This window comes from Achromobacter sp. ACM02 (assembly GCF_014851605.1).
Lineage (GTDB): Bacteria > Pseudomonadota > Gammaproteobacteria > Burkholderiales > Burkholderiaceae_B > Achromobacter > Achromobacter aegrifaciens.
Genome location: NZ_JACUZY010000003.1, coordinates 113,498 through 139,668, shown reverse-complemented (window position 1 = coordinate 139,668; position 26,171 = coordinate 113,498). Strand labels below are relative to the sequence as shown.

Sequence of the window (26,171 nt, the reverse complement as noted above, 5' to 3'; positions counted from 1 at the left end):
TGGGCGAGCCGGACGAGCAGAAACCAATTGGCGCGACGTCGCGGCTCGCCCGGCTGGGGTGAACGCAACGCGGCCAAAGGTCTCGCCTGGCTGATCCATGCGGCGGGTGCCGCCGTGCATGGATACCGCTACTAGCGCCATGGAGTTCTAGCGGCTGCTGCGCAGCGCTGAACCACCAAGTCTGTTGACGCTAGCTCCTTTGTGGGGACAAAGGATGGCTACTCCCCAATGACAGAGCGGCGATTGTAGCAGCTTGGCCTGCGCGGTCCAGCGAATTCAGTGCGCCCCTTGCGGGCTGTCGCAAGCAGGGGATGGCAGGTAAAGTAAACGGCATCCTCACCCTGCCGGGGTTCGCGCCCCAGTCCGCCATGAGCCTGCCTCCCGACGACATCGCCCCTTACGCCGCGCGGCGCCAACGCCTGATGGCGCAGATGCGCGCGGAGGGCGGCGGCATCGCCATACTGGCGACCGCCCCGGAAGCCACGCGCAACCGCGACGCGGAATATCCATACCGGCACGACAGCGACTTCTTCTACCTGACCGGCTTCACCGAACCCGGCGCCTGGCTGGTGCTGACCGCCGGTGCGACCGACCGCGCCGTGCTCTTCTGCCGCCCCCGCCACATCGAACATGAAATATGGGAGGGCAAGCGCTTCGGCCCCGAGGCGGCCGCGGCGCATTTCGGCTTCGACGACGCCCATCCGCTCGATGCGCTGGACGAACTGATGCCGGCGCTGCTGCAGGACCATGCCACCTTGTACGCTCCACTGGCGGGCGACAAGCGCAGCGACGGGCGCCTGCACCGCTGGCTGGCCGCGGCGCGCGAGGCCGGCCGCGGCGGCCATGCGCCGCCTTCGCGCCAACAGGACATCCGGCCGCTGCTGGCCGAGATGCGGCTGATCAAGGACGCCACGGAAATCGCGGCCATGCGGCGCGCGGCCAAGATCTCCGCCGGCGCCCACGTGCGCGCCATGCGCGTGGCCCGCGCCGGCATGCGGGAGTACGAGATCGAGGCCGAACTGCTGTACGAGTTCCGCCGCCACGGCGCGCAATCGGTGGCCTACAACAGCATCGTGGCCGCCGGCGCCAATGCCTGCGTGCTGCACTACCCGGCCGGCGAAGCCGTGTTGCGCGACGGCGACCTGGTGCTGATCGACGCAGGCTGCGAGGTCGACAGCTACGCCAGCGACATCACCCGGACGTTCCCGGTGAACGGCCGCTACAGCGGTCCGCAGCGCGCGCTGTACGACCTGACGGTGGCCGCGCAGGATGCCGCCGCCCAGGCCACGGCGCCCGGCCGCAGCTTCAACGACGGCCATCAGGCCGCCCTGCGCGTGCTGGCGCAGGGCATGCTGGACCTGAAACTCTTGAAAGGCTCGCTGGACGGGGTGCTGGAATCCGGCGACTACAGCCGCTTCTACATGCACCGCACCGGCCACTGGCTGGGCCTGGACGTGCACGACGTGGGCGACTACCGCCAGCCCGGCCCGGCCCACGGCGCCGAACGCCCCTGGCGCAAGCTGGAACCGGGAATGATGCTGACGATCGAGCCCGGCATCTACGTGCGGCCCGCTGACGACGTGCCCGAGGCCTACTGGAACATCGGCATCCGCACCGAAGACGACGCGCTGGTCACGGACGAAGGCTGTGAACTCATCACCCGCGGCGTGCCGGTGCAGGCCGGCGAGATCGAAGCGCTGATGCGCGAGTAGGCTGGCGGCGCGCCAGATCCGCGCTAAAAGACGTAGCCGTCGAGCCAGCCCATGGCGATCCAGGTGTAGACCACCACCATGGCGATGGCGAACATGGACACGATGGCGCCGACCAGGCAGGCCAGGATCGCAACCAGCACCGGCCCCCAGCCGGTCTGGGTCGGCCGGCCCAATCCGTCGTTGTAGAGGCGGTCGAATTTCTCGTCCGGCATCAACGAGAACACCGCGCTCTCGATGAACCCGTCGACCATGGGTATGAACACCAGGAAGAAGGCGGGGTTGTCGTACCAGACAGGGTAGAAGCTGACGGCACAGAACAGGCTGATCAGCGTGTACGCGGTCACCAGCCAGGCGTGGCGGCGCCCCAGATACCACCAATGCGCCCCCACCGCCCCGAACAGGCAGGCCAGCAGCCCGACCGCGACCTTGCCGCGCGGGCGGCGGGCGGATGCTGCGGACAACGGGGATGAGGCCTGTAGCTGCGTCATGTCGATCGACCGGAAAGAGGACCACGGCGCCAAGACGCGCCGGCTGCTGCGGATTGTAGTGGACGGTTAAAATCCGGGCATGACTTCATCCGCCTTCGACATAGCGATTCTAGGCGCGGGCCCGGTGGGCCGCGTGCTGGCCCTGATGCTGGCGCGCGTGGCGCCCGACCCCGCGCGCATCGCGCTGCTTGCCGCCAGCGCGCCCGCCCCGGTCGCGCCGTCGGCGGCGGCGCCCGCCACGGATCCCCGCGTGCTGGCCATGAACCACGGCAGCCGGGTGCTGCTGGAGTCGCTGCATGCCTGGCCCGAACGCTCGGCCGACATCCGCAACATCCATGTGTCGCAACGCGGCCGGCTGGGCCGGACGCTGATCCAGAACACCGATTTCGGCGTGCCGCAGCTGGGCAGCGTGGTCGCCTATTCCGGCCTGCATGCCAAGCTGGACGAATGCGTGGCCGCCTGCGGCGTCACCGTGCTGCCGGGCCCGCCCGCCCGGATCGGCATGCAGGACGCGGACGGCGTGCGCATCGAACAAGGCGACACGACGCTGCTGTGCCGGGTGGCGGTGCAATCCGACGGCGCGGGCGCGGTCGACGTGCGCCGCGACTACGACCAGCATGCGGTGCTGACCACGGCGCACGCCACCCTGCCCCGCCGCGGCTGGGCCTGGGAGCGCTTCACCGCCGAAGGCCCGCTGGCGCTGCTGCCGCATCCGCAGACCCCGGACGCCTATTCGGTGGTCTGGTGCAGCGCGCCTGAGCGCGCCGCCGAACTGGCGGCGCTGGATAATGCCGCGTTTTCGCGGGCGCTGTCCGTCGCCTTCGGCGACCGCCTGGGACGGCTTTCCAGCCAGGCGCCCCGGCATGTCTTTCCGCTGGCGCTCAGCGCCCGCCGCGCCCAGGTGCACGGCCGCGTGGCGGCCATCGGCAATGCCGCGCAAACCCTGCATCCGGTCGCAGGCCAGGGCCTGAACCTGGGCCTGCGCGACGCAGCCCGCCTGGCCCAGACGCTGGCCGGCTGGCTGGCTCACCCGGAGGTCAATCCCGGCTCCGCCCTGGCGGAGTTCGCCGGAGCGCGCCACGTGGACCGCTTCATCACCGCCGGCCTGACCGATCTGATGCCCCGCATCTTCTCGACCGGCCTGGCGCCGGTGGAGCACGCCTGTGGTCTGGCCTTATTGGGGATGGATCTGGCCTCTCCGCTGCGCGCGCCGCTGGCGCAGCATCTGCTGCAAGGTTTCCGCGCCTGAACTCTTCCTATCCGCCCCCGATAATGGGGCGGTTGTCTGCTTTCGCCTTCCTTTGTTACGAATTGTTCTCCAGGTGACAAAGAGGGCGCGAACGAGCCGGTTAAAATGTGAGCATGCGCATAGGTCAATGGACCCTTCCCAACAACGTGCTGGTCGCGCCCATGGCGGGCGTGACGGACCGTCCTTTCCGCCAGCTTTGCAAGAAGCTGGGGGCGGGCTATGCCGTCTCGGAAATGGCCGCGAGCAACCCCAAGCTGTGGGATAGCGTCAAAACCTCCCGCCGCCTGAACCATGACGGCGAGATCGCCCCCATTTCGGTGCAGATCGCCGGCGCCGACCCTGCCATGATGGCGGAGGCGGCGGTGTTCAACGCCAGCAAGGGCGCCCGGATCATCGACATCAACATGGGCTGCCCGGTCAAGAAGGTCTGCAACGTGGCCTCCGGGTCGGCGCTCTTGCGCCATGAAGACCAGATCGCCCGCATCCTGGACGCGGTGGTATCCGCCTGCGCGCCGCTGGACGTGCCGGTGACCCTGAAGACCCGCACGGGCTGGGACCGCGAAAGCCGCAATGCCCTGCGGGTGGCGAAAATGGCCGAAAACGCCGGCATCGCCGCCCTGACCCTGCATGGCCGCACCCGCGCCGACCTCTATACGGGCGAGGCGGAATATGACACTATCCGCGCCGTCAAGGCCGAGCTGAAAATCCCCGTTGTCGCCAACGGAGATATCACTACGCCCGAAAAAGCCCGGCACGTCCTGGATTACACTGGCGCCGACGCGGTCATGATCGGCCGGGCGGCCCAAGGCCGTCCCTGGATTTTCCGCGAAATCGACCACTACCTGCGCACGGGCGAAACACTGGCCCCTCCCTCCTATGGGGAAATGCGCGAGCTGCTGCTCGAACATCTCGACGACCATTACCGGTTTTACGGCGAGCACACCGGCGTACGCACGGCGCGCAAGCACATAGGCTGGTATCTGGACGGCCTGCCGGGGGCGGATTCGTTCTGCGCCCGCATGAATCTGATCGACAACACCCGCGACCAGTGGCGGGCCGTGTCGGACTGGTTCGACCTCATCTCGCGCGACGGCGGATCCCATCCGGCGCCGGTCGCAGAAGCCCTGCTGGCGGCATAACCGCCTCAACACCAACATAAAAATATCTGTACTCAAATGAGCAAGAAAGATGTCCTGGAAGAATGCGTGCGCGCCAGCCTGGAGCGCTATTTCGAAGACTTGGGCGAATCCGAACCCCACGACATGTGGGACATGGTGATGCGCTGCGTGGAGCGCCCGGTGCTTGAAGTGGCGTTGGAAAGGTCGGGCGGCAACCAGTCGCGGGCATCCGAAATGCTGGGCATCACCCGCAACACCCTGCGCAAGAAGTTGCTGGCGCACAATATCCAGGTATAGCTTTCGCGCGCGGGCGGCAGGCGCATCGCGCCGCCCGCTCCCCCAGATTTCCCATCCGACCTGAACGAGAAAGGCGCTCCCGCCCCACTCCGTCCCTCACCATGAAAATCGAAACCGCCCTGCTTTCGGTGTCCGACAAGACCGGCATCGTTGAATTTGCCCGCGCCCTGGCTGCGCGCGGCGTGCGCCTGCTGTCCACCGGCGGCACCGCCAAGCTGCTGGCCGACTCCGGCCTGACCGTCACCGAAGTGGCGGCCCACACGGGTTCGCCCGAAATTCTCGATGGCCGCGTCAAGACGCTGCACCCGAAAATCCACGGCGGCCTGCTGGCGCGCCGCGACAGCGCCGAGCACATGGACACCATCAAGGCGGCGGGCATCGACCGCATCGACATGCTGGTGGTCAACCTGTACCCGTTCCGCGAAACCGTTGCCAAGCCGGACTGCACCTTCGCCGACGCCGTCGAGAACATCGACATCGGCGGCCCGGCCATGCTGCGCGCGGCGGCCAAGAACCACGGCACCGAAGCCGGCGGCGTGACGGTGGTGATCGACCCCGTCGACTATTCGCGCGTGCTGGCCGAAATGGACAAGGGCGGCAACACCTCCTATGGCCTGCGCCTGGCGCTGGCCTCCAAGGTCTACGCCCACACCGCCGCCTACGACGGCGCCATCGCCGCCTACCTGACCAGCCTGGCCGAAGCCGAGCCCAAGCAGGAAGCCGTGCCGGCCCGCAACGAATGGCCCGGCACCCTGACCCTGCAGGTCAAGCAGGAACAGGCCCTGCGTTATGGCGAGAACCCGCACCAGACCGCCGCCTTCTACGTGGACGCGCAGCGTCCGGCTGGCCTGCTGGGCAACTACCGCCAGCTGCAGGGCAAGGAACTGTCCTACAACAACATTGCGGACGCGGACGCCGCCTGGGAATGCGCGCGCAGCTTCGAAGCGCCCGCCTGCGTCATCGTCAAGCACGCCAACCCCTGCGGCGTGGCCGTCGCGGCCGACACGCTGGGCGCCTACCAGCAAGCCTTCAAGACCGACCCGACCTCGGCCTTCGGCGGCATCATCGCCTTCAACCGCCCGGTCGACGCCGCCACGGCCGAAGCCGTGAGCGCGCAGTTCCTGGAAGTGCTGCTGGCTCCCGCCTATGACGGCGCCGCGCTGGCCATCCTGGCCGCCAAGAAGAACGTGCGCGTGCTGGAAGTGCCGATGGGCACGGGCCAGAACGCCTTCGACATCAAGCGCGTGGGCGGCGGCTGGCTGGTGCAGAGCCCGGACGCCTACAACGTGCCGCGCGACGCGCTCAAGGTGGTCAGCAAGCGCCAGCCCACCGAAGCCGAAATGAACGACCTGGCATTCGCCTGGAAGGTCGCCAAGTACGTCAAGTCCAACGCCATCGTGTTCGTGGGCGGCGGCATGACCCTGGGCGTGGGCGCCGGCCAGATGAGCCGCATCGACTCGGCCCGCATCGCCTCGATCAAGGCGGAAAACGCCGGTCTGACCCTGAAGGGCTCGGCCGTGGCGTCGGACGCCTTCTTCCCGTTCCGCGACGGCCTGGACGTGGTGGTGGCCGCGGGCGCAACCTGCGTGATCCAGCCGGGCGGCAGCGTGCGCGACGACGAAGTGATTGCCGCAGCCGACGAGCACGGCATCGCCATGGTGCTGACCGGCACCCGCCACTTCCGCCACTGATGCGCGTCCTCGGCATCGATCCCGGCCTGCGCCGCACCGGCTTCGGTGTGATCGATGCCGACGGCCCGCGGCTGCGCTATGTGGCCAGCGGGACCATCGTGGTCCCGCCGGCGCTGGCGCTGTCCGAACGCCTTAAGGTCATCCTGGACAATCTGCGCCAGGTGGCTCGCGACACGCAACCCGACGTGGCCGCGCTGGAAATCATCTTCCTGAACACCAACCCCGCTTCCACCCTGCTGCTGGGCCAGGCGCGCGGCGCCGCGCTGTGCGCGCTGGCCGACAGTTCGCTGCCCGTGCACGAGTACACCGCGCTGCAGATCAAGAAAGCCGTGGTCGGCACCGGCCGCGCCGCCAAGGAGCAGGTGCAGATGATGGTGCAGCACCTGCTGTCGCTGGACGGCGCGCCCGCGCCCGACTCGGCCGACGCGCTGGCCTGTGCCATCTGCCATGCCCATGCCGGCCCGCTGCAGGACAAGCTCGAACGCCTGGGCGCCTCGCTGCGCATGAGCGGCAAGACCCGCATCCGCAACGGCCGCCTGATCGGCTGAACGCCTGGCACGCCGCGATTTGCCGCGAAGCGGGACCCGTTCCCGCCGCATGCGCGCCCGCGCGTATAGAATCCCCGCATCCGCCGCGCATTCAGCGGCCTCACCATTGGCAGGCCACCATCACCATGATCGGACGCATCACCGGAACCCTGATCGAGAAACTCCCGCCCACCATCTGCGTGGACGTGGGCGGTCTGGGCTATGACATCGACGTGCCCATGAGCACGCTGTACTCGCTGCCCGACACGGGCGCGCGCGTCACGCTCTACACGCACCTGACGGTGCGCGAAGACGCCCACATCCTGTACGGCTTCGCTTCGGCAGGCGAACGCAGCGCTTTCCGCGAACTGATCAAGGTCAGCGGCATCGGCGCGCGCACCGCGCTGTCGGTGCTGTCGGGGTTGTCGGTGGCTGACCTGGCGCAGGCCATTACGCTGCAGGAATCGGGCCGCCTGACGCGCGTGCCCGGCATCGGCAAGAAGACCGCCGAACGCCTGCTGCTGGAAATGCGGGGCAAACTGGGCGCGGACATCGGCGCCTCGCCGCACGCGGCGCCGGACAACCAGTCGGACATCCTAAACGCGCTGCTGGCGCTGGGCTATTCAGAAAAGGAATCGCTGTCGGCGCTGAAGACGCTGCCGGAAGGCGTGGGCGTGTCCGACGGCATCAAGCAGGCATTGAAAGCACTGGTGCGCTGAAACCGGCTTACAGGTAGCGCGGCGCCACGGCTTCCAGGCCCGTCGGCACCACGTGCAGTTCGGGCGCGATCGGCCCGCTGCAGATGTTGTCGCGGCGCAAGGAATCCAGATTGTCGCGCGACATCAAAGGCGTGCCCGGCATGCATTCGAACAGCCGGGCCTGCATGCGGCCCACGCCCATCGGCATGCTGACCACCGGCCGCGGATGGCCGCTCCAGGCGGCGCACAGGCGCGCGATCTCGCCCAGGCTGTAGACCTGGGGTCCGCCCAGTTCATAGGTCTTGCCGCAGGTGTGCGTATTGCCCAGGGCCGAGACGATGGCAGCGACCACGTCGCCCACGTAGACCGGCTGCATGCGCACATGCGCGCCGGCCAGCGGCAGCACCGGCAGCCACCGCGCCAGCCCGGCGAACATATTGGTGAACTTGTCGTCCGGACCGAAGACCACCGAGGGCCGGAAGATGGTCCAGCCGCCGTCCTGATTGCCCTGGAATTCCTGCTTGATGGCGGCTTCGCCGTCGCCCTTGGAGCGCTGGTACATGCTGTCGCCGTTGGAATCGGCGCCCAGCGCGCTGATGTGGATGAGCCTGCGCACGCCCTGCCGGCGACAAGCTTGCGCGATGCGCTGCGGCAGCAGCACGTGGGCCCGCGCGAATTCCGAGCCATAAGGCCGGCCGGCGTTGCCGTGCAGAATGCCCACCAGGTTGATGACCGCGTCGCAGCCCTGCGCCAGGCCGTCCAGCGTGGCGTCGTCGTGCACGTCGGCTTCGAGCAAGGTCACGGTGGGAAGAATCTGCAGGTCGCGCCCGCGGCTGTGGAGCCGGGTGGGCACGACGATCTGATGCTGATCCGCGGATAGCCGCGCTACCAGATGACGGCCTATGAAACCGGTGCCGCCGATGACAAGGATACGCATGTCGCAGCCCCTGTTCGTCAGGATTCAGTCCCGATTCTGCCTTGCACACGCGACAACCGCAAGCGCGCGGCGGCGGCCCGCAAGGGGGCCGCCAGAAGGGGGTCAGCCCGCCAGCAGCTTGGCGTAGGCCGGAAGGTCGACGTTGCCGCCGCTGATGATGACGCCGACCCGCGCACCGCGCACCGGCACCACGTTCTGCATGACGGCGGCCGCGCCCAGGCAGCCGGTGGGCTCCACCACCATCTTCATGCGTTCGGCGAAGAACCGCATGGTGGTGACCAGCTGTTCGTCCGTCACCGTGACGATGTCGCGCACATGCTTCTGGATGAGCGGGAAGGTCAGGTTGCCCAGGTGCGTCGTGGCGGCGCCATCGGCCAGGGTCTTGGGCGCCGGGATGCGGACGATTTCGCCTTTGCGCAAGGACTGCTGGCCGTCGTTGCCAGCCTCGGGCTCGACGCCGTAGACCAGGCAGCGCGGGCTCAGCGCGTAGGCGGACAGGGCCGATCCCGACAGCAGGCCGCCGCCGCCCAGGCAGACGAACAGGTAGTCCAGCTCGCCCACTTCCTCGAACAGTTCCTTGGCGGCGGTGCCCTGGCCGGCGATCACGTCTTCGTGATCGTAGGGAGGGATCAGGGTGGCGCCGGTTTCCGCATGGATGCGGCGGGCGATCGCCTCGCGGTCCTCGGTGTAGCGGTCATAGGTGACGATCTTGCCGCCATAGCCCTCGGTGGCGGCGCGCTTGGCGGCCGGGGCGTCCAACGGCATGATGATGGTGGCCTGCACCCCTTGCAGCTTGGAGGCCAGGGCGATGGCCTGCGCGTGGTTGCCCGACGAAAACGTGACCACGCCGGCGGCGCGCTGTTCCGGGGTCAGGCGGGCGATGGCGTTGTAGCCGCCGCGGAACTTGAAAGCGCCCATGCGCTGGAAGTTCTCGCACTTGAAGAAGACCGACGCGCCGCTGATCGCATCGGCGGTAGCCGAGGTCAGTACGGGCGTGCGGTGCGCGTTGCCGGCCAGGCGCTCGCTGGCGCGCACGACGTCGTCATAGGTGGGCAATTCGGGCTGCATGGGCTTGGGTCCTTTGATCGCGGAGAATAATCAAAACCTCCGGATGATAAACCCGCGGCCGGCTTCGGGCGCCCTCCGGCGCCCGGGCACGGTCCGGTTTGCCCGCAGCCTACTTCCCGAAAAGATCGCCGGAGCCCGCCGTGGCGCCGGCGGGCGGGGTCAGCCCCAGGTGGCGCCAGGTGGTCAGCGTGGCGGTGCGGCCGCGCGGCGTGCGCTGCAGGTAGCCATGCTGGATCAGATAGGGCTCGATCACGTCCTCGATGGTGTCGCGCTCTTCGCCGATGGCGGCGGCCAGGCTGTCCACGCCGACGGGACCGCCGTCGAACTTGTGGATGATGGCCTCGAGCAGCTTGCGGTCCATCAGGTCCAGGCCTTGCGGGTCCACCTCCAGCATGGCCAGCGCGCGGCCCGCGACGTCCGCATCGATGGTGCCGCCCGCCTTGACCTCGGCATAGTCGCGCACCCGGCGCAACAGCCGGTTGGCGATGCGGGGCGTGCCGCGGGCGCGGCGCGCGACTTCCGCCGCGCCGTCCGGCGTGATGCCGGCGTTCAAGAGGCCGGCGCTGCGCGTGACGATGTGGCCGAGATCGGCGGCGTTGTAGAACTCCAGCCGCGACACGATGCCGAAGCGGTCGCGCAGGGGGTTGGTCAGCATGCCGGCGCGGGTGGTGGCGCCGACCAGGGTGAAGGGCTGCAGGTCCAGCTTCACGCTGCGCGCGGCCGGGCCTTCGCCGATCAGGATGTCGATCTGGAAGTCCTCCAGCGCCGGATAGAGGATTTCCTCGACCACGGGCGACAAGCGGTGGATTTCGTCGATGAACAGGACGTCGTTCTTTTCCAGGTTGGTCAAGAGCGCCGCCAGGTCGCCCGGGCGTTCCAGCACCGGACCGGAGGTCTGGCGCAGCTGCACCCCCATTTCATGCGCAATGATGTGGGCCAGCGTGGTTTTGCCCAGGCCCGGGGGACCGAACAGGAGCACGTGATCCAGGGCCTCGCCGCGCTTCCTGGCTGCGGCGATGAAGATCTCCAGCTGTTCCCGGGCGCGCTGCTGGCCGACGTACTCGTCCAGCGCCTTGGGCCGCAGGGCGCGTTCGATCGACTCCTCGTTGGGCGAGACCGGCTGCGGCGCCACGATACGGGGGGCGTCGGGACGGGAGGAAAGCGAATCGGACTGGATGGCCATGGTGCGGAAACGACAAAATGCTGAGCAGGATGCATCGTACCGTAGCGCGACCCGCCCAGGGGGGAAGCGAGCGCCCTTGCGGGCGCCCCTAGGGCGTCTCGGACAGCGGCAGCTTGACCCGCACGCACAGCCCGCCGGACTCCGCCTCAAGCAGCTCCAGCGAGCCGCCATGGGCCCGTGCGATGGCCTCGGCCAGCGCCAGCCCCAGGCCCACGCTGCCGGTGCGCGTGCGCGCGTCGTCCAGGCGGCTGAACGGGCGCAACGCTTCCTGGCGCCGTTCCGGCACGATGCCGGAGCCATGGTCGGCCACGTCCAGCACCGCGTGGCGTCCCTCATGCCTCAGGCTGACCTGGACCGGCGGCGCGCCGTGGTTCAGCGCATTGCCGATCAGGTTGTCCAGCAGGCGGCCCAGCGCCACGGCGTCCGCCTGCACCACCAGGGTCGCGACGTCGTCGCCGGCCCGCAGGCTGATATCGGTGCCGGCGCCCTGCCAGGCGCCCACGCGCTCGGTCAGCCAGTCGGACAGCAGCATCGAGGCGTAGCGGTAGGCGGCCGGGTCGGTGCCGCGCACGAAGCCGATGAACTGGTCGACCATGTGCTGCATGTCCTGCAGGTCCGCGCGCAGCCCCTCCTTCAGCTTGGAGTCGTCGGCCAGCTCGATGCGCAGCCACATCCGCGACAAGGGACCCTTCAGGTCATGCGGCAGGCCCGACAGCAGCGTGCGGCGCACCGAATCGGATTCGGACAGCGCATCCAGCATGGCGTTGAAGCGTTCTCCCAATACCCGCGTTTCGTGCGGGCCCGAGGGCTCGACCCGTTGCGGCTGCCCTGCCGCCAACCGGTCGGCCGCGTCGGCCAGCCGGGTGATGGGACGCGTGATGTGCCAGGAAAAACCCACCGCCAGCAACAGCAGCAGCCCCAGGCCGCCCAGCCAGGCGGCGATGAACGGCGTCGCAACCGGCGGATCCAGGCGGTCCAGCGGGATGACCAGCCATTCGCGCAGGCGCGGCGCGTCCTCGCTGGCGGGGTTGGGCGCCAGCGAAATGAAGATCTCCGGCGTGGGTCCACGCGACAGCGCCACGCGCGTGCCGTCGTTCAAACGTTCATTGAGCTGCTGCACCAGCACCCGCAGGTCGCGGCGGATGTCATCCGGTTCAGGCTGATAGCGGCGGCTGTGTTCTTCGCGGTCGCGATCGCGCGCGCGCTCGCCTTCCCTGGCGCTGGCGCGTTCATCGCCGTGCTCCTCGTCGCGCACTTCCGGGGGGGGCGGCGCCGGCGGGCCGTGTATCTGCATGTCCGCGGGCGGCGGAGGCGGCGGCTTCGGGGCGGCCTTCGGCGGCGGGCGGCGGCCATTGAAGCGCTGCAGCTTGGCCTCGGCGGGCAGCACCCGCGACCACAGGCGCCACTGGTTCTGCGAGGCGGCGCGCACGAAGTCGGCGCGTTCCTCCGCCGGCACCTGCGACACCGCGGCGCGCAAGGTGCGGATGGTGGTGACGATGTAGCCGATGGCCACGTCTTCCATGAACTTGTGCCGGAAGTACGACACCGTCACCAGCGTGGCCGCCTGCGTCAGCAGGACCGAGCCCAGGATCAGCAGGATGAGCCTTGCCCGCAGCGAACGCGGCACCAGGAAGCCAGGAGAAAAGCGCATCAGGGCGAAAACCGGTAGCCAATGCCCCAGACGGTCTGGATCCAGCGCGGCTGCTTGGGATCGTCTTCGATGACCCGGCGCAGGCGCAGGATGGCGATGTCGATGGCGCGGTCGTTGCGTTCGCCCGCGTCGTCGTCGCGCGCCAGCGCCAGCAGGCGTTCGCGCGACAGCGGCTTGCCCGCGTTGCGCACCAGCGCCTCCAGCAGATTGATTTCGCCGCCGGTCAGCTTGACCACCGTGCCTTCGCGCGACAGCTGGCGGGTGGAGGGATCGAACACGAAGGGACCGAACGAGACCGGCGCGTCCTTGGTCAGCGCGGACGGACCGCGCTTGCGGCGCAGCACGGCTTCGATGCGGGCCAGCAGCTCGCGCGGATCGAACGGCTTGCCGACGTAGTCGTCGGCGCCGGCCTCCAGGCCGATGATGCGGTCCACCGCCTCGTCACGCGCGGTCAGCAGGATGACGGGAATGTCCTCGCCCTGCTCGCGCAGGCGGCGGCAGGCGTCTGCGCCGTCGCCGCCGGGCAGCATGCGGTCCAGCACCAGCAGGTCGGGCGCGTAGCGGGTGATGCGGGACGACAGGTCGGTGGCGTCCGGCGCCAGCAGGGTGTCGTAGCCGTGCCGGTTCAGGTAGTCGGCCAGCAATTGCCGTAGGGCCGGATCGTCGTCGACGACCAGCAGCTTGGTGTGGGGATTGTCCATGGATGCCATAGTGCGGCCCGCCGCTACAAGCCGCAAGAGGCGGGAAATCAACTGAAATATACCTGTTGCACGATGTTGAGCGCGTTTACCAGCGCTTTCCCGCCACGGCGCAGCGCCCGATGCGGACTGGCCCTAAAATGGAACCCGGCCCGCCTTCTGTCCGCTTTGCTAAAAAACGTTTACAGGCAAGGCAGCGCTCCCTTTCTACACTGTGCCTATGGTCGCCCCTGCATTCCTCTGGCGAAAACCCTTGTTGCGCGCCGCGCTGGTCGCGGCCTCTGCCTGCCCGATCGCCCCGGCCCTGGGCGATCCGCTTGCGGCGTCCCCCTATATGCCCGCTCCGCCCTCTGCGCGCGGCATCGGCATACTGTCCCCGGTTCAACCCATGCCCGTGCGCCCCGCAGCCTCGATGGCGTCGCGCGCGGTGCCGCTGGATCCGTCCCCTTGCGACATGCAGACCATGGAGCCGGCGCTGGACACCAGCGTACACAGCACGGGCGACACGGACCTGATCCCCGGCACCGGACTGGGACTGTCCGGCGATGCCCAGCCCGCGCCGGTTCCGCAGGATTGCACCGTGCTCGCGACGCCCGAAGACCCTGCGCCGGACTACTCGCTCACCCTCCAGGATGGCGACCTGCCCCGCATACCCGTGGTCATGATCTCTGGCGTGTCGCGCGCTTCCCGGCCCTGGTTCGCCTCCGCCAGCAGCCAGGATGGCCTGCGCTACGGCGGCAACCGCAACTGGGTCTACCGCAATACCTCGGGCCCCTCCGTCGCCGTCGGCAACATCGACGCCAGGGCGCCCGCCTGGGGCAGCGGCGCGCCGGTGGGCGGGCTGCAGATCTCGAACTGGGCCGGATCCGGCGCCACGGCCCCGGAAGGCAGCTTCGGCTATTCCTCGTCGCTGGGCCGCCTGAACCGCATGGACCCGGCCGCCAGTTCCGGGGCCGTGGACTACGGCGACCCGGTAGGCAGCGGCAGCGTGCGCTACGGCCTTACGCCGGCGCTGACCGTGGAGGGCCAGATGCAAAGCGCGCCGTCGCTGACGACGCGCGGCATGGGTACCACCTACGCCGCGGGCGACTATGGAACCTTCCGCGCCGGGGCCACGCAAAGCACCTTCGACGCGGCCAGCGCGTGGCGTTATCGCTTCGACTACAACGTGGCCGTGGCCGACGCCGTCAACCTGGGCTATTCCAACGAGCAGGTCGGCGCGGGCTACGGCGACCTGTCCAGCTACTCGGGCGGCGGGGTTTCGGCGGCGCACACCCGCAACACGCTTTCCGCCGGCGTCCCCATCACCGGCTGGGGCGTGCTCAGCGGCACCTATTCGGGGTTGCGGGAAGGCTCCGAGCTGGCCGAACAGCGCGTGGGCCTGTCGCACAGCATGTTCGTCGCGCCCAAGGTCAAGCTGGCCGTGGGCGCGGACCGCGACATCATTTCCGGCAACTACGAATGGCGCGCCAACCTCAGCATGCCCGTCGATACCTTCATGCGCGGCACCTGGCTGAGCTGGTAGGCAGACCGCGGTCAGGACAGAAATCTCCCTGCCGGAAAAGGTCCGGCGGAATTGCGGCTTAAAATCCCTGCCATGATGCTCCCGGCCTACCCCCATGTCTGACGCGCGCGCCCTCGGCGTGTTGCAGCGCGTTTTCGGTTACGAATCCTTCCGCGGCGACCAGCAAGCCATTGTCGAACAGGTGATCGACGGCGGCGACGCGCTGGTCCTCATGCCCACGGGCGGCGGCAAGTCGCTCTGTTACCAGATTCCGTCCCTGGTCCGCGAAGGCACCGGCATCGTCGTGTCGCCCCTGATCGCGCTGATGCAGGACCAGGTCGACGCCCTGACCGAACTGGGCGTGCGCGCGGCCTTCCTCAACTCCACGCAGGAGTGGCGGGTGGCCCGCGACGTCGAGCAGGCCTTCCTGGCCGGCGAGCTGGACCTGCTGTACGTGGCGCCCGAACGCCTGCTGACCGACCGCTGCCTGCAATTGCTGGAACGCGGCCGCATCGCGCTGTTCGCCATCGACGAGGCCCACTGCGTGTCCCAGTGGGGCCACGACTTCCGCCCTGAATACCTGGGCCTGTCGATGCTGCACGAGCGCTGGCCCGACGTGCCGCGCATCGCGCTCACCGCGACCGCCACCGCCGACACCCGCCGCGAAATCGCCCAGCGCCTGTCGCTGGACGATGCGCGCCACTTCGTTTCCAGCTTCGACCGCCCCAACATCCGCTACCGCATCATCGAAAAGAACGAGGTGCGCAAGCAATTGCTGGAAATGATCCAGACCGATCATGAAGGCGAATCGGGCGTGGTCTATTGCCTGTCGCGCGCCCGCGTGGAAGAGACCGCGGAGTTCCTGTGCAACCAGGGCATCGACGCCATGCCCTATCACGCCGGCCTCAGCGCGCAGGTGCGCGCCGCCAACCAGGCGCGCTTCCTGCGCGAGGACGCCGTGGTCATGGTGGCCACCATCGCCTTCGGCATGGGCATCGACAAGCCCGACGTGCGCTTCGTGGCGCACATCGACCTGCCCAAGTCCGTGGAAGGCTATTACCAGGAAACCGGCCGTGCCGGCCGCGACGGCCTGCCTGCCACGGCCTGGCTGGCCTATGGCCTGCAGGACGTGGTGCAGCAGCGCCGCATGATCGACGAATCGCCGGGCGAAGAGTCCTACCGCCGCCGCCTGGGCCAGCAACTGGACGCCATGCTGGGGCTGTGCGAAACGGTGGAATGCCGGCGCGTGCGTCTGCTGGCCTACTTCGGCCAGCAGATCACGGCCTGCGGCAATTGCGACGTCTGCCTGGAACCGCCGCAGGCCTGGGACGGCACGGTCGCGGCGCAGAAGGTGCTGTCCGCCGTCTACCGCCTGTGGAAGGAGCGCGGCCAGCGCTATGGCGCCGGCCACATCATCGACATCCTGCGCGGCAAGGTCACCGACCGCACCAAGCAGCACGGCCACGAAACGCTGAGCGTATTCGGCGTGGGCGCGGACCTGAGCGACACCGCCTGGCGCGGCGTGCTGCGCCAATTGCTGGCGCAAGGCCTGCTGACGGTGGACCACGAAGGCTACGGCACGCTGGCCCTGACCGAAGGCAGCCGCGCCGTGCTCAAGGGCGAACGCCAATTGATGCTGCGCCGGGAATCCGAAAAGAAACCGCGCTCGGGCAAGAGCGGCAGCGGCCGGCCCAAGGCGGCAGCCATCGACTTGCCGGCCGAACTGCAACCTGTATTCGAGGCCCTGCGCGCCTGGCGCGGCGAAGTCGCCAAGAGCCACGGGGTGCCGGCCTACGTCATCTTCCACGACGCGACTCTGCGCGAAATCGCCCTGGCCCAGCCCGAATCCATGGACGAGCTGAGCCACATCAGCGGCGTGGGCGCCCGCAAGCTGGAAGCCTACGGCGAAGAAATCCTGCAGCGGGTAGCGAAGCCGGTCTTGTGACGACGGATCCGGCCGGACTTCCCGGCCGGATCAGCTCGGCGGCGGCAGCAGCGGCACCGGGGCGCGTTCCTTGCCGAACACCGAGCGGTACGCCAGGATATTGAACACCAGCACCACCGGTATGCCCACCACCGCTCCGGCCAGCACCAGACGCATCGAACCCAGCGCGCCCGCGCCGTCCCACAGCGTCATGTCGTCCAGGATCAGGTAGGGGAACAGGCTGTAGGCCAGGCCGCTGAGCATCAGCAGGAACAGCGCCACGCACAGCACGAACGGCAGCCAGCTGAAACGGTCGGCCTTGCCCGGCAACCGCGCCAGCAGCATTTCGGCTGCGACGAAACCCGCCAGCATCAGCACCCAGACCGTCGCCGCCAGGCTCAGGTGGGCGATGTTGCTCCATTTGTAGAAGATACCCGCGTTGGCCAGACCCAGCGTGACCGCGATGGCCACCATGCCCACCGCCGTCCAGCGGATGGCGTGGCGGGCCCAGTTGGCGGCGCGGCGCTGCAGATCGCCGTCCACCCGCATGACCAGCCAGGACGCGCCCAGCAGCACATAGGCCGCCACCGCGCACAGGCCGACGAACATGGAGAACCAGCCGTAGCCGGCATCGGACTGGTAGCCGGTGGCGATGCGGCCCAGCAGCATGCCCTGGCCGAAAGCGGTGATCAGCGACCCCGCCCAGAAGCCGAAGATCCAGCGCGGCTTCATTTCGTTGCGCGCGCGGATGCGGAACTCGAACGAGACGCTGCGCAGCACCACGCCCAGCACCATGCAGGTGAGCGGTCCGTAGAGCTTGCCCAGCACCGCGCCCCAGGCGAACGGGAACGCCGCCGCGAACAGGCCCATGCCCAGCAGCAGCCAGAACTCATTGGCGTCGCGCCACGGGCTCAGCAGGCTCATCATGCGGCCGCGCTCGTGTTCCGGCGCCAGTTGCAGCAGGATGCCCACGCCCAGGTCGAAACCGTCCAGCACCATGCCCGCGGCAATCACCACGAACAGCAGCGCCATGAAGGCCAGCGGCATCCAGAAAGAGGGATCGTCGGGGTTGAGGCCCTGGGAGGCGGCCAGCATGGCGATCATGGCGTACCTCCAGCCAGTTTGCGCACGGGCACGACGCCATAGCGTGCCGCGTGGAACAGCATGCCGACGAACGCCGCAAGCAGCAGCAGGTACAGCACGCCATAGCCGATCAACCCGTACAGCACGGTGCTGGACGCCACGATGCCCAGCACCTCGGACTGCGTGACGGTGCCATTCACCGCGAACGGCTGCAAGCCCAGGATGGATACCCACCACCCGGCCACGACGGCGATGGCGCCGGAGAACATCATGCCGCACAGCACCCGCTGCCACCACGGCGGCAGCGTGGACGGGTCCAGCCTGCGCCGGAACGTCCACAGGAAGGTCACGCAGGCCACGGCCAGCATCAGCAAGCCCAGCCCTGCCGCCACGCGCAACGACCAGAAGGTCAGCGCCACCGGCGGCAGCATGCCCGAATACTTGTCCAGGCCGCGGTAGGTGCCGTCCTGGTTGCGGTGCAGCCACATCCCACCCATGTTGCGCAGGGTCACGTCGGCCACGTTGGTATGGGCGCGCGCATCGGGCCAGGCGAACAGCACCAGTTGCGGCTCCGCGCCGCTTTCCCAATAGCCCGCGGCGGCGGCGGCCTTGGCGGGCTGCAGCTTGGCAATCATCTGCCCGGCGCCGGTCGCGACCGGCAACTGCATGAAAGCCCCCACCACGGCGACCACCAGCGCGGTCTTGAACGCGTTGCGCTCGCCGTCGCCCAGCGGACGCCGCAGGGCCTGCAGCGCCGTCACGCCCATCATCAGGAACGCGGCGGCCAGCGCCGCGCCCACCATCACCACCGCCATGCGCCAGCCCACGGAGGGATTCAGCACCACGGCCATCCAGTCATAGACCTGATAGCGTCCATCGACCAGCAGCGCGCCGTCCGGCGTCTGCATCCAGGATTGCAGCGCGAGCACCCAGAACACCGCCACCAGTTGCCCCACCGCCACCATCAGCACGGCCAGCGTGTGGGCGCCGTCCGACACACGGCGTTGGCCGAACAGCATGACGCCCAGGAAACAGGATTTGAGGATGAAGACCGAGAGAATGGCGTAGCCCAGCAAGGGGCCTGCCACGTTGCCGATCTTGTCCATCAGGCCGGCCCACAGGCTGCCCAGCTGGATCAGCACCGGCACACTGGCCGCCAGCGTCAGCACGAAGGCCAGGGCGAATATCCGCACCCAGAAGCGGTACGCGGCGGTCCAGCCGCCCTGGCCGGACCAGCGCGCCCTGATCTTGAAGAACAGCAGTACCCAGGCGAGCGCCAGGGAGAAGGCCAGGAAAAACGCCAGAAAGCTCAGGCTGGCCACGAACTGCGTGCGGGCCAGGGATAACGTGGATATGTCCATGATGGCCCGTAGTGTAGAGCCAGTTACATGACTGTGGGGACAGTTTGAAACCGGTTGCACCGGCAGCAAAAAGGCCCCGCCTGCGGAACGTGGCAAAATTGACTCTTTGTCGCTGCTTTTTCCTATTCTTTCAAGAATGACCTCCGCCACGACGCCGACCCCTGCCGCATCAAATTTCCTGCTCAACATCGTTCAAGACGACCTCGAAGCCCAGCGCTTCGCAGGCAAGCGTTGGGCGGGCAAGCCTGGCCCGGCGGCCTTGCAACAAAAAGGCGGACTGGATTCGGCCCGCATCCGCACGCGCTTCCCGCCGGAGCCCAACGGCTACCTGCACCTCGGCCACGCCAAGAGCATCTGCGTGAACTTCGGGCTGGCCCGCGATTTCGGCGGCGTCTGCCATCTGCGCTTTGACGACACCAATCCGGAAAAGGAAGACCAGGAATACGTCGACGCCATCATCGAGGCCGTGCACTGGCTGGGCTTCGACTGGAAGGCCGACGGCAATGACAACCTGTACTTCGCCAGCGACTACTTCGGCTACATGTACGAGTTCGCCGAGGCCTTGGTCGAGGCCGGCCACGCCTACGTCGACGAGCAAAGCCCCGAAGAGATCCGCGCCAACCGCGGCACGCTGACCGAACCCGGCACCGACTCGCCCTGGCGCAACCGCCCGGCCGCCGAGTCGCTGACGCTGCTGCGCGAAATGCGCGACGGCAAGCATCCGGACGGCAGCCTGGTGCTGCGCGCGAAGATCAACATGGCTTCGCCCAACATCAACCTGCGCGACCCGGTCATGTACCGCGTGCGCCACGCCCACCATCACCGCACCGGCGACCAGTGGTGCATCTACCCGATGTACAGCTGGGCGCACCCGGTCGAAGACGCGCTGGAAGGCATCACGCACAGCGTCTGCACGCTGGAATTCGAAGACCAGCGTCCGTTCTACGATTGGATCCTGGCGCGCCTGGCCGAACTCGGCAAGCTGGCGCAGCCGCTGCCCCACCAGTACGAATTCGCACGCCTGAACGTGAGCTACGTCGTCACCAGCAAGCGCAAGCTGCTGCAACTGGTGCGCGAAGGCCACGTGGACGGCTGGGACGATCCCCGCATGCCGACCATCTTCGGCCTGCGCCGGCGCGGCTACACGCCCTCCTCGATCCGCCTGTTCTGCGACCGCACCGCCGTGTCCAAGTCCGACTCGCGCATCGACTACAGCCTGCTGGAGCAGGCAGTGCGCGACGACCTGGACCCGGTCGCCCCGCGCTCGGTGGCCGTGCTGGACCCGCTCAAGCTGGTCATCACCAACTACCCGGAAGGCCAGACCGAGATCTGCACCGCGCCGCGCAACCCGCACGATCCCGAAGCCGGCGTGCGCGAGTTCCCGCTGTCGCGCGAACTCTGGATCGAACGCGACGACTTCCGCGAAGAAGCGCCCAAGAAGTACTTCCGCCTGTTCCCGGGCAATACCGTGCGCCTGAAATACGGCTACGTGGTGCGCTGCACCGGCTTCACCAAGAACGAAGCCGGCGAGGTCATCGAGGTCCAGGCCGAATACCTGCCGGAAACCAAGAGCGGCACGCCGGGCGCCGACAGCGTCAAGGTCAAGGGCAACATCACCTGGGTCAGCGCGGCCCATGCGGTGCCCGCCCAGATCCACCTGTACGACCGCCTGTTCGCCGACGCGCGTCCGGACGGCGGCGACAAGGATTTCCTGGCCTGCCTGAACCCGAACTCCAAGCTGACCGTCACGGCCTGGCTGGAGCCGGGCACCGTCGCCACGCCGGGCGCCACCTGGCAGTTCGAACGCCTGGGCTACTTCACGGCCGACCTGAAGGAATCCAGCCCCGAAGCGCCGGTGCTCAACCGCATCGTGACCCTGCGCGACTCCTGGGCGCAAGGCTGACGCGCCGCGCGCGCATTGCCGGAAATAGGCGCCGAAAGGCGCCTTTTTCTTTGGGTCCGCCCCCTGCGCATGCGGCCCCTGGGCGGGTTATCATCCCCCGAACCCCGCAGCCGGTCGAGCCCGCCGTTTCCCGGCCCCAAGACCGCCAGCCACAATCAAGATGAACACTGAATCCCTAGCCCTGGACTTCAAAAGCGCCACCCTCTATGCCATCCGGGTGGTCCTGCACAGCGCCGACCCCGAACGCCTGAACGCCGCCCTGGCCAAGCGCATGGCCGATGCCGGCAGCTTCTTCGAAAACGAACCCGTGGTCGTCGACGCCAGCCGCGTCGAGGAAAAAATCGATTGGACCGCCCTGGTGGCGGCATTGCGCGGCCATAACCTGCCTCCTATCGGCGTGGTCGCCGAAGGCGCCAATCTGGAATCCGCGCGCGCGGCGGGCCTCACTCCGGTTGAACTGTCCACGCCCGCGGCCCGGCCCGCGCCAGTGATCGACACCGCGCCGCCCAACGACGTCTCCACGCCGGTGCCTTCGGTGCCGGCCGCCGCGATCGAAACCGCGGCAGCCCCCACCGAAGCAGCCGCCGAACCGGAAGCGCCCGCCGACAAACCCGCGGGCGAACCGCTGCCCGCGCGCGCAGCCAGCAACACCACCTCGGCCTCCAGTCCCACGCCCGCCGCGCCGCACTCGTCATCCGCGCTGGTCATTACCAAGCCGCTGCGTTCCGGCCAGCGCGTCTACGCGCGCCACACGGACCTGGTGGTGATCGGCATGGTGAGCCAGGGCGCCGAAGTCATTGCCGACGGCAACATCCACGTCTACGGCCCGTTGCGCGGCAAGGCCATGGCCGGCGCACGCGGCGATACCTCCGCGCGCATTTTCACGACCCACCTGGACGCCGAGCTGCTGGCCGTGGCCGGCGTGTACCGCGTGGTCGAGGACAAGCTGGACCGCACGCTGCAGAACCAGCCCGCGCTGGTCCGCCTGGACGGCGACACGCTGCGCATCGAAGCCCTCAAGGCTTGATATCCGGAATCTGGCCGCCAGCGGCGGCCAATGCGCACGCGCAGACACCCGCGCAAATTTCAACACATCCTGTAAGAAGCCTTACAAGGGCTTTTTGCTTTACGATAACGCGATTTATTCGAACATAAGGGTTTGATCGTCATGACACGCATTGTTGTGGTGACTTCCGGCAAAGGCGGCGTGGGCAAAACCACGACCAGCGCCAGTTTTTCTGCGGGACTCGCGATGCGGGGCCACAAGACCGCTGTCATCGACTTCGATGTCGGCCTGCGCAACCTCGACCTGATCATGGGCTGCGAACGTCGCGTCGTGTACGACTTCGTCAACGTGATCCAGGGCGAAGCCACGCTCAACCAGGCTCTCATCAAGGACAAGCAGCTCGAAAACCTGTTCATCCTGCCCGCCTCGCAGACGCGCGACAAAGACGCGCTGACGCAGGAAGGCGTGGAAAAGGTCATCAATGACCTCAAGGGCATGGGCTTTGACTACATCGTCTGCGACTCGCCCGCCGGCATCGAAACGGGCGCGCTGATGGCCGCCTATTTCGCCGACGACGCGCTGGTCGTGACCAACCCGGAAGTCTCGTCGGTGCGCGACTCCGACCGCATCCTGGGCATCCTCGCCGCCAAGTCCAAGCGCGCCGTGGAAGGCGATGAACCGGTCAAGGAATACCTGCTACTGACGCGCTACAGCCCCAAGCGCGTGGTCGACGGCGAAATGCTGTCGCTGGGCGACATCGAGGACATCCTGCGCATCAAGCTGATCGGCGTGATCCCCGAATCCGAAGCGGTGCTGCAAGCGTCGAACCAGGGCCTGCCGGCCATCCACCTCAGAGACACCGACGTTTCCGAAGCCTACAAGGACGTCGTGGCCCGTTACCTTGGCGAAGACAAGGCCCTGCGCTTTACCGACTATGAAAAGCCCGGTTTCCTGAAACGCCTGTTCGGAGGCAAGTAAGCAATGTCCTTCCTGTCGTTTCTGCTTGGTCAAAAGAAGACCTCCGCATCCGTCGCCAAGGAACGGTTGCAGATCATCCTGGCCCACGAGCGGGGCCGCGGCGACTCGCCCGATTACCTGCCGCAGTTGCAGCAGGAGCTTATCGCCGTCATTTCGAAATACGTGAAGATCAACCCCGAGGACATCAAGGTGCACCTGGAACGCCAGGACACCCTGGAGGTCCTGGAGGTCAAGATCGAAATGCCGCAGAACGAGACCTGATGCGGCTGTGTGCGCGCCCCTGGCGCGCATCACAATCAAAAAAATGCCCGGCGATGCCGGGCATTTGCTTTGGGGCGACGGGCGCTTAGCGCTTGCCGACCTGATCGCCGATGACGCCGCCGATCGCCGCTCCGCCCACCGTTCCGAGGATGCCGCCGTTGGTGATCACAGCGCCTGCCACGCCGCCCAGCGCAGCGCCGCCGACGGCGCTCTTCTGGCGATGGCTCATGCCGTCCCACGAAGAGCACCCAGCCATGGCGGCGGTCATCGCCAGCGCGACACAGATTTTGGAGAGAGATGCGATTTTCATATTTGTGGTTCCTATTCTCGTACCCGGGAGCCGCGCATGAAACTGGATGCGAGCGCGCGGCGCCCATAAGGGCCTGGAACCTTCAGGATCGCAAAATATTCTTGCCCTGGCTGTGAAGTTTGCCCATGAATTGTGTCAAAGGGCGAGTTAATCTTTGCGCGCCCCAGGGACATTGTTGCAGCGCGCGGCCGCTATTTGACCAGACGTAACACCTCGCGGAAGCGCGGGTGTTCACAAGTGCGCATCCACTCGAATATCGCCATCTCGGACGTGACGATTTCAGCGCCATGCGCACGCGCGCGGCGCAACGCCGCGTGATGATCGGCCGGCTTGCGCGAGCCCGCCGCATCCGCCACCAGCACCGCGTGGTAGCCCAGGTCAATCAAGCCGATCACGGTTTGCAGCACGCAGATGTGCGCCTCGCAGCCCGCCACCAGGATGGTCTTGCGCGCGGCCGGCAACCAGGCCTCGAAGCCCGGCTCCAGCGCCGAAGAGAAGTGCATTTTCTGGAAGGCGCTCTGGACTTGCTCGCGCAGCGGTTCCACGGTGGTCCCCAGCATCTTGGCGTGGTGCTCGGTAGCCACCACCGGCACGTCCAGCAGTCGCGCAGCCTGCGCGAGCTTGTGCGCGGCGTGAAGCACCGCCTCGTTGTCATGGATGACGGGCATCAGGCGCCCCTGCATGTCGACGATCAGCAGGGTGGAATCGGTAGCGGACAACAACATTGCGCGGTGCTCCTGGAAGATGTCCTCAAGGCCGGCTCACGCAGAACGAAGCCTTGAACAGCCCTTAGCATACCTCCGGCAAAAAAAATCCCGGCGCGAGGCCGGGATCGTTTTCAGGCGCCGATTACTTCAGGGCCTTGTAGCGCAGGCGCTTGGGCTTGGCGCCCTCTTCGCCCAGGCGGCGCTTCTTGTCGGCTTCATATTCCTGGTAGTTGCCATCGAAGAACACGACTTGCGAGTCGCCTTCGAAGGCCAGGATGTGCGTGGCGATCCGGTCCAGGAACCAGCGATCGTGGCTGATGACCATGACGCTGCCGGGGAACTCCAGCAATGCGTCTTCCAGCGCGCGCAGCGTTTCGACGTCGAGGTCGTTGGACGGTTCGTCCAGCAGCAGCACGTTGCCGCCGGCGATCAGGGTCTTGGCCATGTGCAGGCGGCCGCGTTCACCGCCGGACAGCTGGCCCACGACCTTGTTCTGGTCGCCGCCCTTGAAGTTGAAGCGGCCCAGATAGGCGCGCGACGACATTTCGAACTTGCCCACCGTGAGCAGGTCGGCGCCGTCGGCCACCGCGTCGAACACGGTCTTCTTGTCTTCCAGCGCATCGCGCGACTGGTCGACATAGGCCAGCTTGACGGTCTGGCCGATGTTGACCTCGCCCGAATCCGGCTGCTCGCGGCCCGCGATCATGCGGAACAGCGTGGACTTACCGGCGCCGTTGGCGCCGATGATGCCGACGATGGCGCCGGGCGGCACCTTGAAGCTGAGGTTGTCGATCAGCAGGCGGTCGCCATAGGCCTTGCTGACGTTGTTGAATTCGATGACCTCGTTGCCCAGGCGCTCGCCCACGGGAATGAAGATTTCCTGGGTTTCATTGCGCTTCTGGTATTCGTAGGACGACAGTTCCTCGAAGCGGGCCAGACGCGCCTTGGCCTTGGCCTGGCGGCCCTTCGGGTTCTGGCGCACCCACTCCAGTTCCTTCTTGATGGTCTTCTGGCGGGCGGACTCCGACGCCTCTTCCTGCTTCAGGCGATCTTCCTTCTGCTCCAGCCACGAGCTGTAGTTGCCCTTCCAGGGAATGCCATAACCGCGGTCCAGTTCCAGGATCCATTCGGCCGCGTTGTCCAGGAAGTAGCGATCGTGGGTCACGCCCACCACGGTGCCGGGGAACTTGTGCAGGAACTGCTCCAGCCACTCCACGCTTTCGGCGTCAAGGTGGTTGGTGGGTTCGTCCAGCAGCAACATGTCGGGTTTGGACAGCAACAGGCGGCACAGCGCCACGCGGCGCTTTTCACCGCCGGACAGCTTGCCGACGATGGCGTCCCAGGGCGGCAGGCGCAGCGCGTCGGCAGCGATTTCCATCTGGTGTTCGATGTCGTCGGCGCCGCTGGAGGCGGCGGCGGCGATGATGGCCTCAAGCTCGGCCTGCTCGGCGGCCAGCGCGTCGAAATCCGCATCCGGCTCGGCGTAGGCGGCATAGACCTCGTCCAGGCGCTTCTTGGCCGAGACGACGGCGCCCAGGCCCTCTTCCACCGACTGGCGCACCGTGTGCTCGGGGTTGAGCTGCGGTTCCTGCGGCAGGTAGCCGATGTTCAGGCCCGGCATGGGGATGGCTTCGCCTTCGATTTCCTTATCGACGCCGGCCATGATCTTCAGCAGCGTCGACTTGCCCGAGCCGTTCAGGCCCAGCACGCCGATCTTGGCGCCAGGAAAAAACGAAAGCGAAATGTCGCGCAGGATCTGCCGCTTGGGCGGCACGATCTTGCCGACGCGGTTCATGGTGTAGACGTATTGGGCCATG

At 67.5% G+C, this 26,171-nt stretch carries 24 protein-coding genes and 1 riboswitch; of the genes, 13 read left to right on the top strand and 11 right to left on the bottom strand.

Annotated elements, in window-relative coordinates; translation table 11 throughout:
• Positions 1 to 6: 6 nt before the first annotated feature.
• A riboswitch (yybP-ykoY riboswitch) is annotated at positions 7 to 239 on the bottom strand.
• Between the two features lie 129 nt (positions 240 to 368).
• Positions 369 to 1,712, top strand: a complete 1,344-nt coding sequence (locus IB258_RS09470; protein WP_119449696.1) for an aminopeptidase P N-terminal domain-containing protein — start codon at positions 369 to 371, stop codon at positions 1,710 to 1,712.
• Between the two features lie 23 nt (positions 1,713 to 1,735).
• Here IB258_RS09470 and IB258_RS09465 read toward each other — a convergent pair whose 3' ends face one another.
• Positions 1,736 to 2,200 carry a hypothetical protein gene (locus tag IB258_RS09465; protein ID WP_054457327.1) on the bottom strand — a complete coding sequence of 155 codons (465 nt, stop codon included), beginning with the start codon at positions 2,198 to 2,200 and terminating at the stop codon, positions 1,736 to 1,738.
• 79 nt (positions 2,201 to 2,279) lie between these two features.
• Between IB258_RS09465 and IB258_RS09460 the strand changes: the two genes are divergently transcribed.
• From IB258_RS09460 to ruvA, 6 genes are all read left to right on the top strand, one after another.
• Complete coding sequence (locus tag IB258_RS09460) at positions 2,280 to 3,449, top strand: UbiH/UbiF/VisC/COQ6 family ubiquinone biosynthesis hydroxylase (RefSeq protein WP_054457329.1); 1,170 nt, start codon at positions 2,280 to 2,282, stop codon at positions 3,447 to 3,449.
• A 113-nt stretch (positions 3,450 to 3,562) separates the two neighbouring features.
• Entirely contained in the window at positions 3,563 to 4,588 is a 1,026-nt protein-coding gene (gene dusB, locus IB258_RS09455; protein WP_054457331.1) for a tRNA dihydrouridine synthase DusB, read from the top strand.
• 36 nt (positions 4,589 to 4,624) lie between these two features.
• The gene (locus IB258_RS09450) at positions 4,625 to 4,864 is read left to right on the top strand and encodes a helix-turn-helix domain-containing protein (protein WP_006217670.1); all 240 of its coding nucleotides are present in this window, start codon (positions 4,625 to 4,627) and stop codon (positions 4,862 to 4,864) included.
• A 101-nt stretch (positions 4,865 to 4,965) separates the two neighbouring features.
• A complete protein-coding gene (gene purH / locus IB258_RS09445) occupies positions 4,966 to 6,555 on the top strand; it encodes a bifunctional phosphoribosylaminoimidazolecarboxamide formyltransferase/IMP cyclohydrolase (RefSeq protein ID WP_054457334.1) in 1,590 nt (529 codons plus the stop codon).
• Positions 6,555 to 7,103: a crossover junction endodeoxyribonuclease RuvC gene (ruvC, locus tag IB258_RS09440; protein WP_054457336.1), complete on the top strand. Its 549-nt coding sequence runs from the start codon at positions 6,555 to 6,557 to the stop codon at positions 7,101 to 7,103. The genes purH and ruvC overlap by 1 nt, the downstream gene beginning before the upstream one ends.
• 125 nt (positions 7,104 to 7,228) lie before the next feature.
• Positions 7,229 to 7,801, top strand: coding sequence for a Holliday junction branch migration protein RuvA (gene ruvA / locus IB258_RS09435; RefSeq protein ID WP_013391723.1), 573 nt, complete (start codon positions 7,229 to 7,231; stop codon positions 7,799 to 7,801).
• A 7-nt stretch (positions 7,802 to 7,808) separates the two neighbouring features.
• On the opposite strand, the gene IB258_RS09430 is transcribed toward ruvA, so the two are convergent.
• From IB258_RS09430 to IB258_RS09410, 5 genes are all read right to left on the bottom strand, one after another.
• Positions 7,809 to 8,717 carry a complex I NDUFA9 subunit family protein gene (locus tag IB258_RS09430; protein WP_175181127.1) on the bottom strand — a complete coding sequence of 303 codons (909 nt, stop codon included), beginning with the start codon at positions 8,715 to 8,717 and terminating at the stop codon, positions 7,809 to 7,811.
• A 102-nt stretch (positions 8,718 to 8,819) separates the two neighbouring features.
• The gene (locus IB258_RS09425) at positions 8,820 to 9,785 is read right to left on the bottom strand and encodes a threo-3-hydroxy-L-aspartate ammonia-lyase (protein ID WP_054457340.1); all 966 of its coding nucleotides are present in this window, start codon (positions 9,783 to 9,785) and stop codon (positions 8,820 to 8,822) included.
• A 109-nt stretch (positions 9,786 to 9,894) separates the two neighbouring features.
• Positions 9,895 to 10,968 (bottom strand): Holliday junction branch migration DNA helicase RuvB, encoded by a 1,074-nt coding sequence (gene ruvB, locus IB258_RS09420; protein ID WP_054457342.1) that lies wholly within the window; start codon positions 10,966 to 10,968, stop codon positions 9,895 to 9,897.
• Positions 10,969 to 11,056: 88 nt separating this feature from the next.
• A complete protein-coding gene (locus IB258_RS09415; protein WP_054457343.1) occupies positions 11,057 to 12,619 on the bottom strand; it encodes an ATP-binding protein in 1,563 nt (520 codons plus the stop codon).
• Entirely contained in the window at positions 12,619 to 13,320 is a 702-nt protein-coding gene (locus IB258_RS09410; protein ID WP_054457345.1) for a response regulator, read from the bottom strand. Before IB258_RS09410 ends, IB258_RS09415 begins: the two co-directional genes overlap by 1 nt.
• Before the next feature lie 253 nt (positions 13,321 to 13,573).
• Here IB258_RS09410 and IB258_RS09405 point away from each other — a divergent pair, with 253 nt between their 5' ends.
• Together IB258_RS09405 and recQ are read left to right on the top strand one after the other, a co-directional pair.
• A complete protein-coding gene (locus IB258_RS09405; RefSeq protein WP_370126358.1) occupies positions 13,574 to 14,842 on the top strand; it encodes a fimbrial protein in 1,269 nt (422 codons plus the stop codon).
• Between the two features lie 94 nt (positions 14,843 to 14,936).
• A complete protein-coding gene (gene recQ, locus IB258_RS09400; RefSeq protein ID WP_054457350.1) occupies positions 14,937 to 16,766 on the top strand; it encodes a DNA helicase RecQ in 1,830 nt (609 codons plus the stop codon).
• Between the two features lie 30 nt (positions 16,767 to 16,796).
• Here recQ and IB258_RS09395 read toward each other — a convergent pair whose 3' ends face one another.
• Both IB258_RS09395 and IB258_RS09390 read right to left on the bottom strand, forming a co-directional pair.
• A complete protein-coding gene (locus tag IB258_RS09395; RefSeq protein ID WP_054457351.1) occupies positions 16,797 to 17,849 on the bottom strand; it encodes a cytochrome d ubiquinol oxidase subunit II in 1,053 nt (350 codons plus the stop codon).
• On the bottom strand, positions 17,846 to 19,189 hold the full coding sequence (locus IB258_RS09390) for a cytochrome ubiquinol oxidase subunit I (protein ID WP_192352511.1): 1,344 nt from the start codon (positions 19,187 to 19,189) through the stop codon (positions 17,846 to 17,848). Before IB258_RS09390 ends, IB258_RS09395 begins: the two co-directional genes overlap by 4 nt.
• 136 nt (positions 19,190 to 19,325) lie before the next feature.
• Here IB258_RS09390 and IB258_RS09385 point away from each other — a divergent pair, with 136 nt between their 5' ends.
• From IB258_RS09385 to minE, 4 genes are all read left to right on the top strand, one after another.
• Positions 19,326 to 21,092, top strand: coding sequence for a glutamine--tRNA ligase/YqeY domain fusion protein (locus tag IB258_RS09385; protein ID WP_175159429.1), 1,767 nt, complete (start codon positions 19,326 to 19,328; stop codon positions 21,090 to 21,092).
• 160 nt (positions 21,093 to 21,252) lie between these two features.
• The gene (minC, locus tag IB258_RS09380; RefSeq protein ID WP_054457360.1) at positions 21,253 to 22,119 is read left to right on the top strand and encodes a septum site-determining protein MinC; all 867 of its coding nucleotides are present in this window, start codon (positions 21,253 to 21,255) and stop codon (positions 22,117 to 22,119) included.
• A 141-nt stretch (positions 22,120 to 22,260) separates the two neighbouring features.
• Positions 22,261 to 23,076, top strand: coding sequence for a septum site-determining protein MinD (minD, locus tag IB258_RS09375; protein WP_041652327.1), 816 nt, complete (start codon positions 22,261 to 22,263; stop codon positions 23,074 to 23,076).
• Positions 23,077 to 23,079: 3 nt separating this feature from the next.
• A complete protein-coding gene (gene minE / locus IB258_RS09370) occupies positions 23,080 to 23,337 on the top strand; it encodes a cell division topological specificity factor MinE (RefSeq protein WP_006217654.1) in 258 nt (85 codons plus the stop codon).
• Positions 23,338 to 23,422: 85 nt separating this feature from the next.
• Here minE and IB258_RS09365 read toward each other — a convergent pair whose 3' ends face one another.
• From IB258_RS09365 to ettA, 3 genes are all read right to left on the bottom strand, one after another.
• Positions 23,423 to 23,647, bottom strand: a complete 225-nt coding sequence (locus IB258_RS09365; RefSeq protein ID WP_042796532.1) for a glycine zipper 2TM domain-containing protein — start codon at positions 23,645 to 23,647, stop codon at positions 23,423 to 23,425.
• Positions 23,648 to 23,838: 191 nt separating this feature from the next.
• Positions 23,839 to 24,372 (bottom strand): isochorismatase family protein, encoded by a 534-nt coding sequence (locus IB258_RS09360; protein ID WP_119449698.1) that lies wholly within the window; start codon positions 24,370 to 24,372, stop codon positions 23,839 to 23,841.
• 124 nt (positions 24,373 to 24,496) lie between these two features.
• Entirely contained in the window at positions 24,497 to 26,170 is a 1,674-nt protein-coding gene (ettA, locus tag IB258_RS09355) for an energy-dependent translational throttle protein EttA (protein ID WP_054457363.1), read from the bottom strand.
• Position 26,171: the final 1 nt, after the last annotated feature.

Excerpts from the sequence above, each read along its gene's own strand:
- IB258_RS09470 (WP_119449696.1), top strand. The coding sequence starts at position 369 with ATGAGCCTGCCTCCCGACGACATCGCCCCTTACGCCGCGCGGCGCCAA.
- IB258_RS09465 (WP_054457327.1), bottom strand. The coding sequence starts at position 2,200 with ATGACGCAGCTACAGGCCTCATCCCCGTTGTCCGCAGCATCCGCCCGC.
- IB258_RS09460 (WP_054457329.1), top strand. The coding sequence starts at position 2,280 with ATGACTTCATCCGCCTTCGACATAGCGATTCTAGGCGCGGGCCCGGTG.
- dusB (WP_054457331.1), top strand. The coding sequence starts at position 3,563 with ATGCGCATAGGTCAATGGACCCTTCCCAACAACGTGCTGGTCGCGCCC.
- IB258_RS09450 (WP_006217670.1), top strand. The coding sequence starts at position 4,625 with ATGAGCAAGAAAGATGTCCTGGAAGAATGCGTGCGCGCCAGCCTGGAG.
- purH (WP_054457334.1), top strand. The coding sequence starts at position 4,966 with ATGAAAATCGAAACCGCCCTGCTTTCGGTGTCCGACAAGACCGGCATC.
- ruvC (WP_054457336.1), top strand. The coding sequence starts at position 6,555 with ATGCGCGTCCTCGGCATCGATCCCGGCCTGCGCCGCACCGGCTTCGGT.
- ruvA (WP_013391723.1), top strand. The coding sequence starts at position 7,229 with ATGATCGGACGCATCACCGGAACCCTGATCGAGAAACTCCCGCCCACC.
- IB258_RS09430 (WP_175181127.1), bottom strand. The coding sequence starts at position 8,717 with ATGCGTATCCTTGTCATCGGCGGCACCGGTTTCATAGGCCGTCATCTG.
- IB258_RS09425 (WP_054457340.1), bottom strand. The coding sequence starts at position 9,785 with ATGCAGCCCGAATTGCCCACCTATGACGACGTCGTGCGCGCCAGCGAG.
- ruvB (WP_054457342.1), bottom strand. The coding sequence starts at position 10,968 with ATGGCCATCCAGTCCGATTCGCTTTCCTCCCGTCCCGACGCCCCCCGT.
- IB258_RS09415 (WP_054457343.1), bottom strand. The coding sequence starts at position 12,619 with ATGCGCTTTTCTCCTGGCTTCCTGGTGCCGCGTTCGCTGCGGGCAAGG.
- IB258_RS09410 (WP_054457345.1), bottom strand. The coding sequence starts at position 13,320 with ATGGACAATCCCCACACCAAGCTGCTGGTCGTCGACGACGATCCGGCC.
- recQ (WP_054457350.1), top strand. The coding sequence starts at position 14,937 with ATGTCTGACGCGCGCGCCCTCGGCGTGTTGCAGCGCGTTTTCGGTTAC.
- IB258_RS09395 (WP_054457351.1), bottom strand. The coding sequence starts at position 17,849 with ATGATCGCCATGCTGGCCGCCTCCCAGGGCCTCAACCCCGACGATCCC.
- IB258_RS09390 (WP_192352511.1), bottom strand. The coding sequence starts at position 19,189 with ATGGACATATCCACGTTATCCCTGGCCCGCACGCAGTTCGTGGCCAGC.
- IB258_RS09385 (WP_175159429.1), top strand. The coding sequence starts at position 19,326 with ATGACCTCCGCCACGACGCCGACCCCTGCCGCATCAAATTTCCTGCTC.
- minC (WP_054457360.1), top strand. The coding sequence starts at position 21,253 with ATGAACACTGAATCCCTAGCCCTGGACTTCAAAAGCGCCACCCTCTAT.
- minD (WP_041652327.1), top strand. The coding sequence starts at position 22,261 with ATGACACGCATTGTTGTGGTGACTTCCGGCAAAGGCGGCGTGGGCAAA.
- minE (WP_006217654.1), top strand. The coding sequence starts at position 23,080 with ATGTCCTTCCTGTCGTTTCTGCTTGGTCAAAAGAAGACCTCCGCATCC.
- IB258_RS09365 (WP_042796532.1), bottom strand. The coding sequence starts at position 23,647 with ATGAAAATCGCATCTCTCTCCAAAATCTGTGTCGCGCTGGCGATGACC.
- IB258_RS09360 (WP_119449698.1), bottom strand. The coding sequence starts at position 24,372 with ATGTTGTTGTCCGCTACCGATTCCACCCTGCTGATCGTCGACATGCAG.
- ettA (WP_054457363.1), bottom strand. The coding sequence starts at position 26,170 with ATGGCCCAATACGTCTACACCATGAACCGCGTCGGCAAGATCGTGCCG.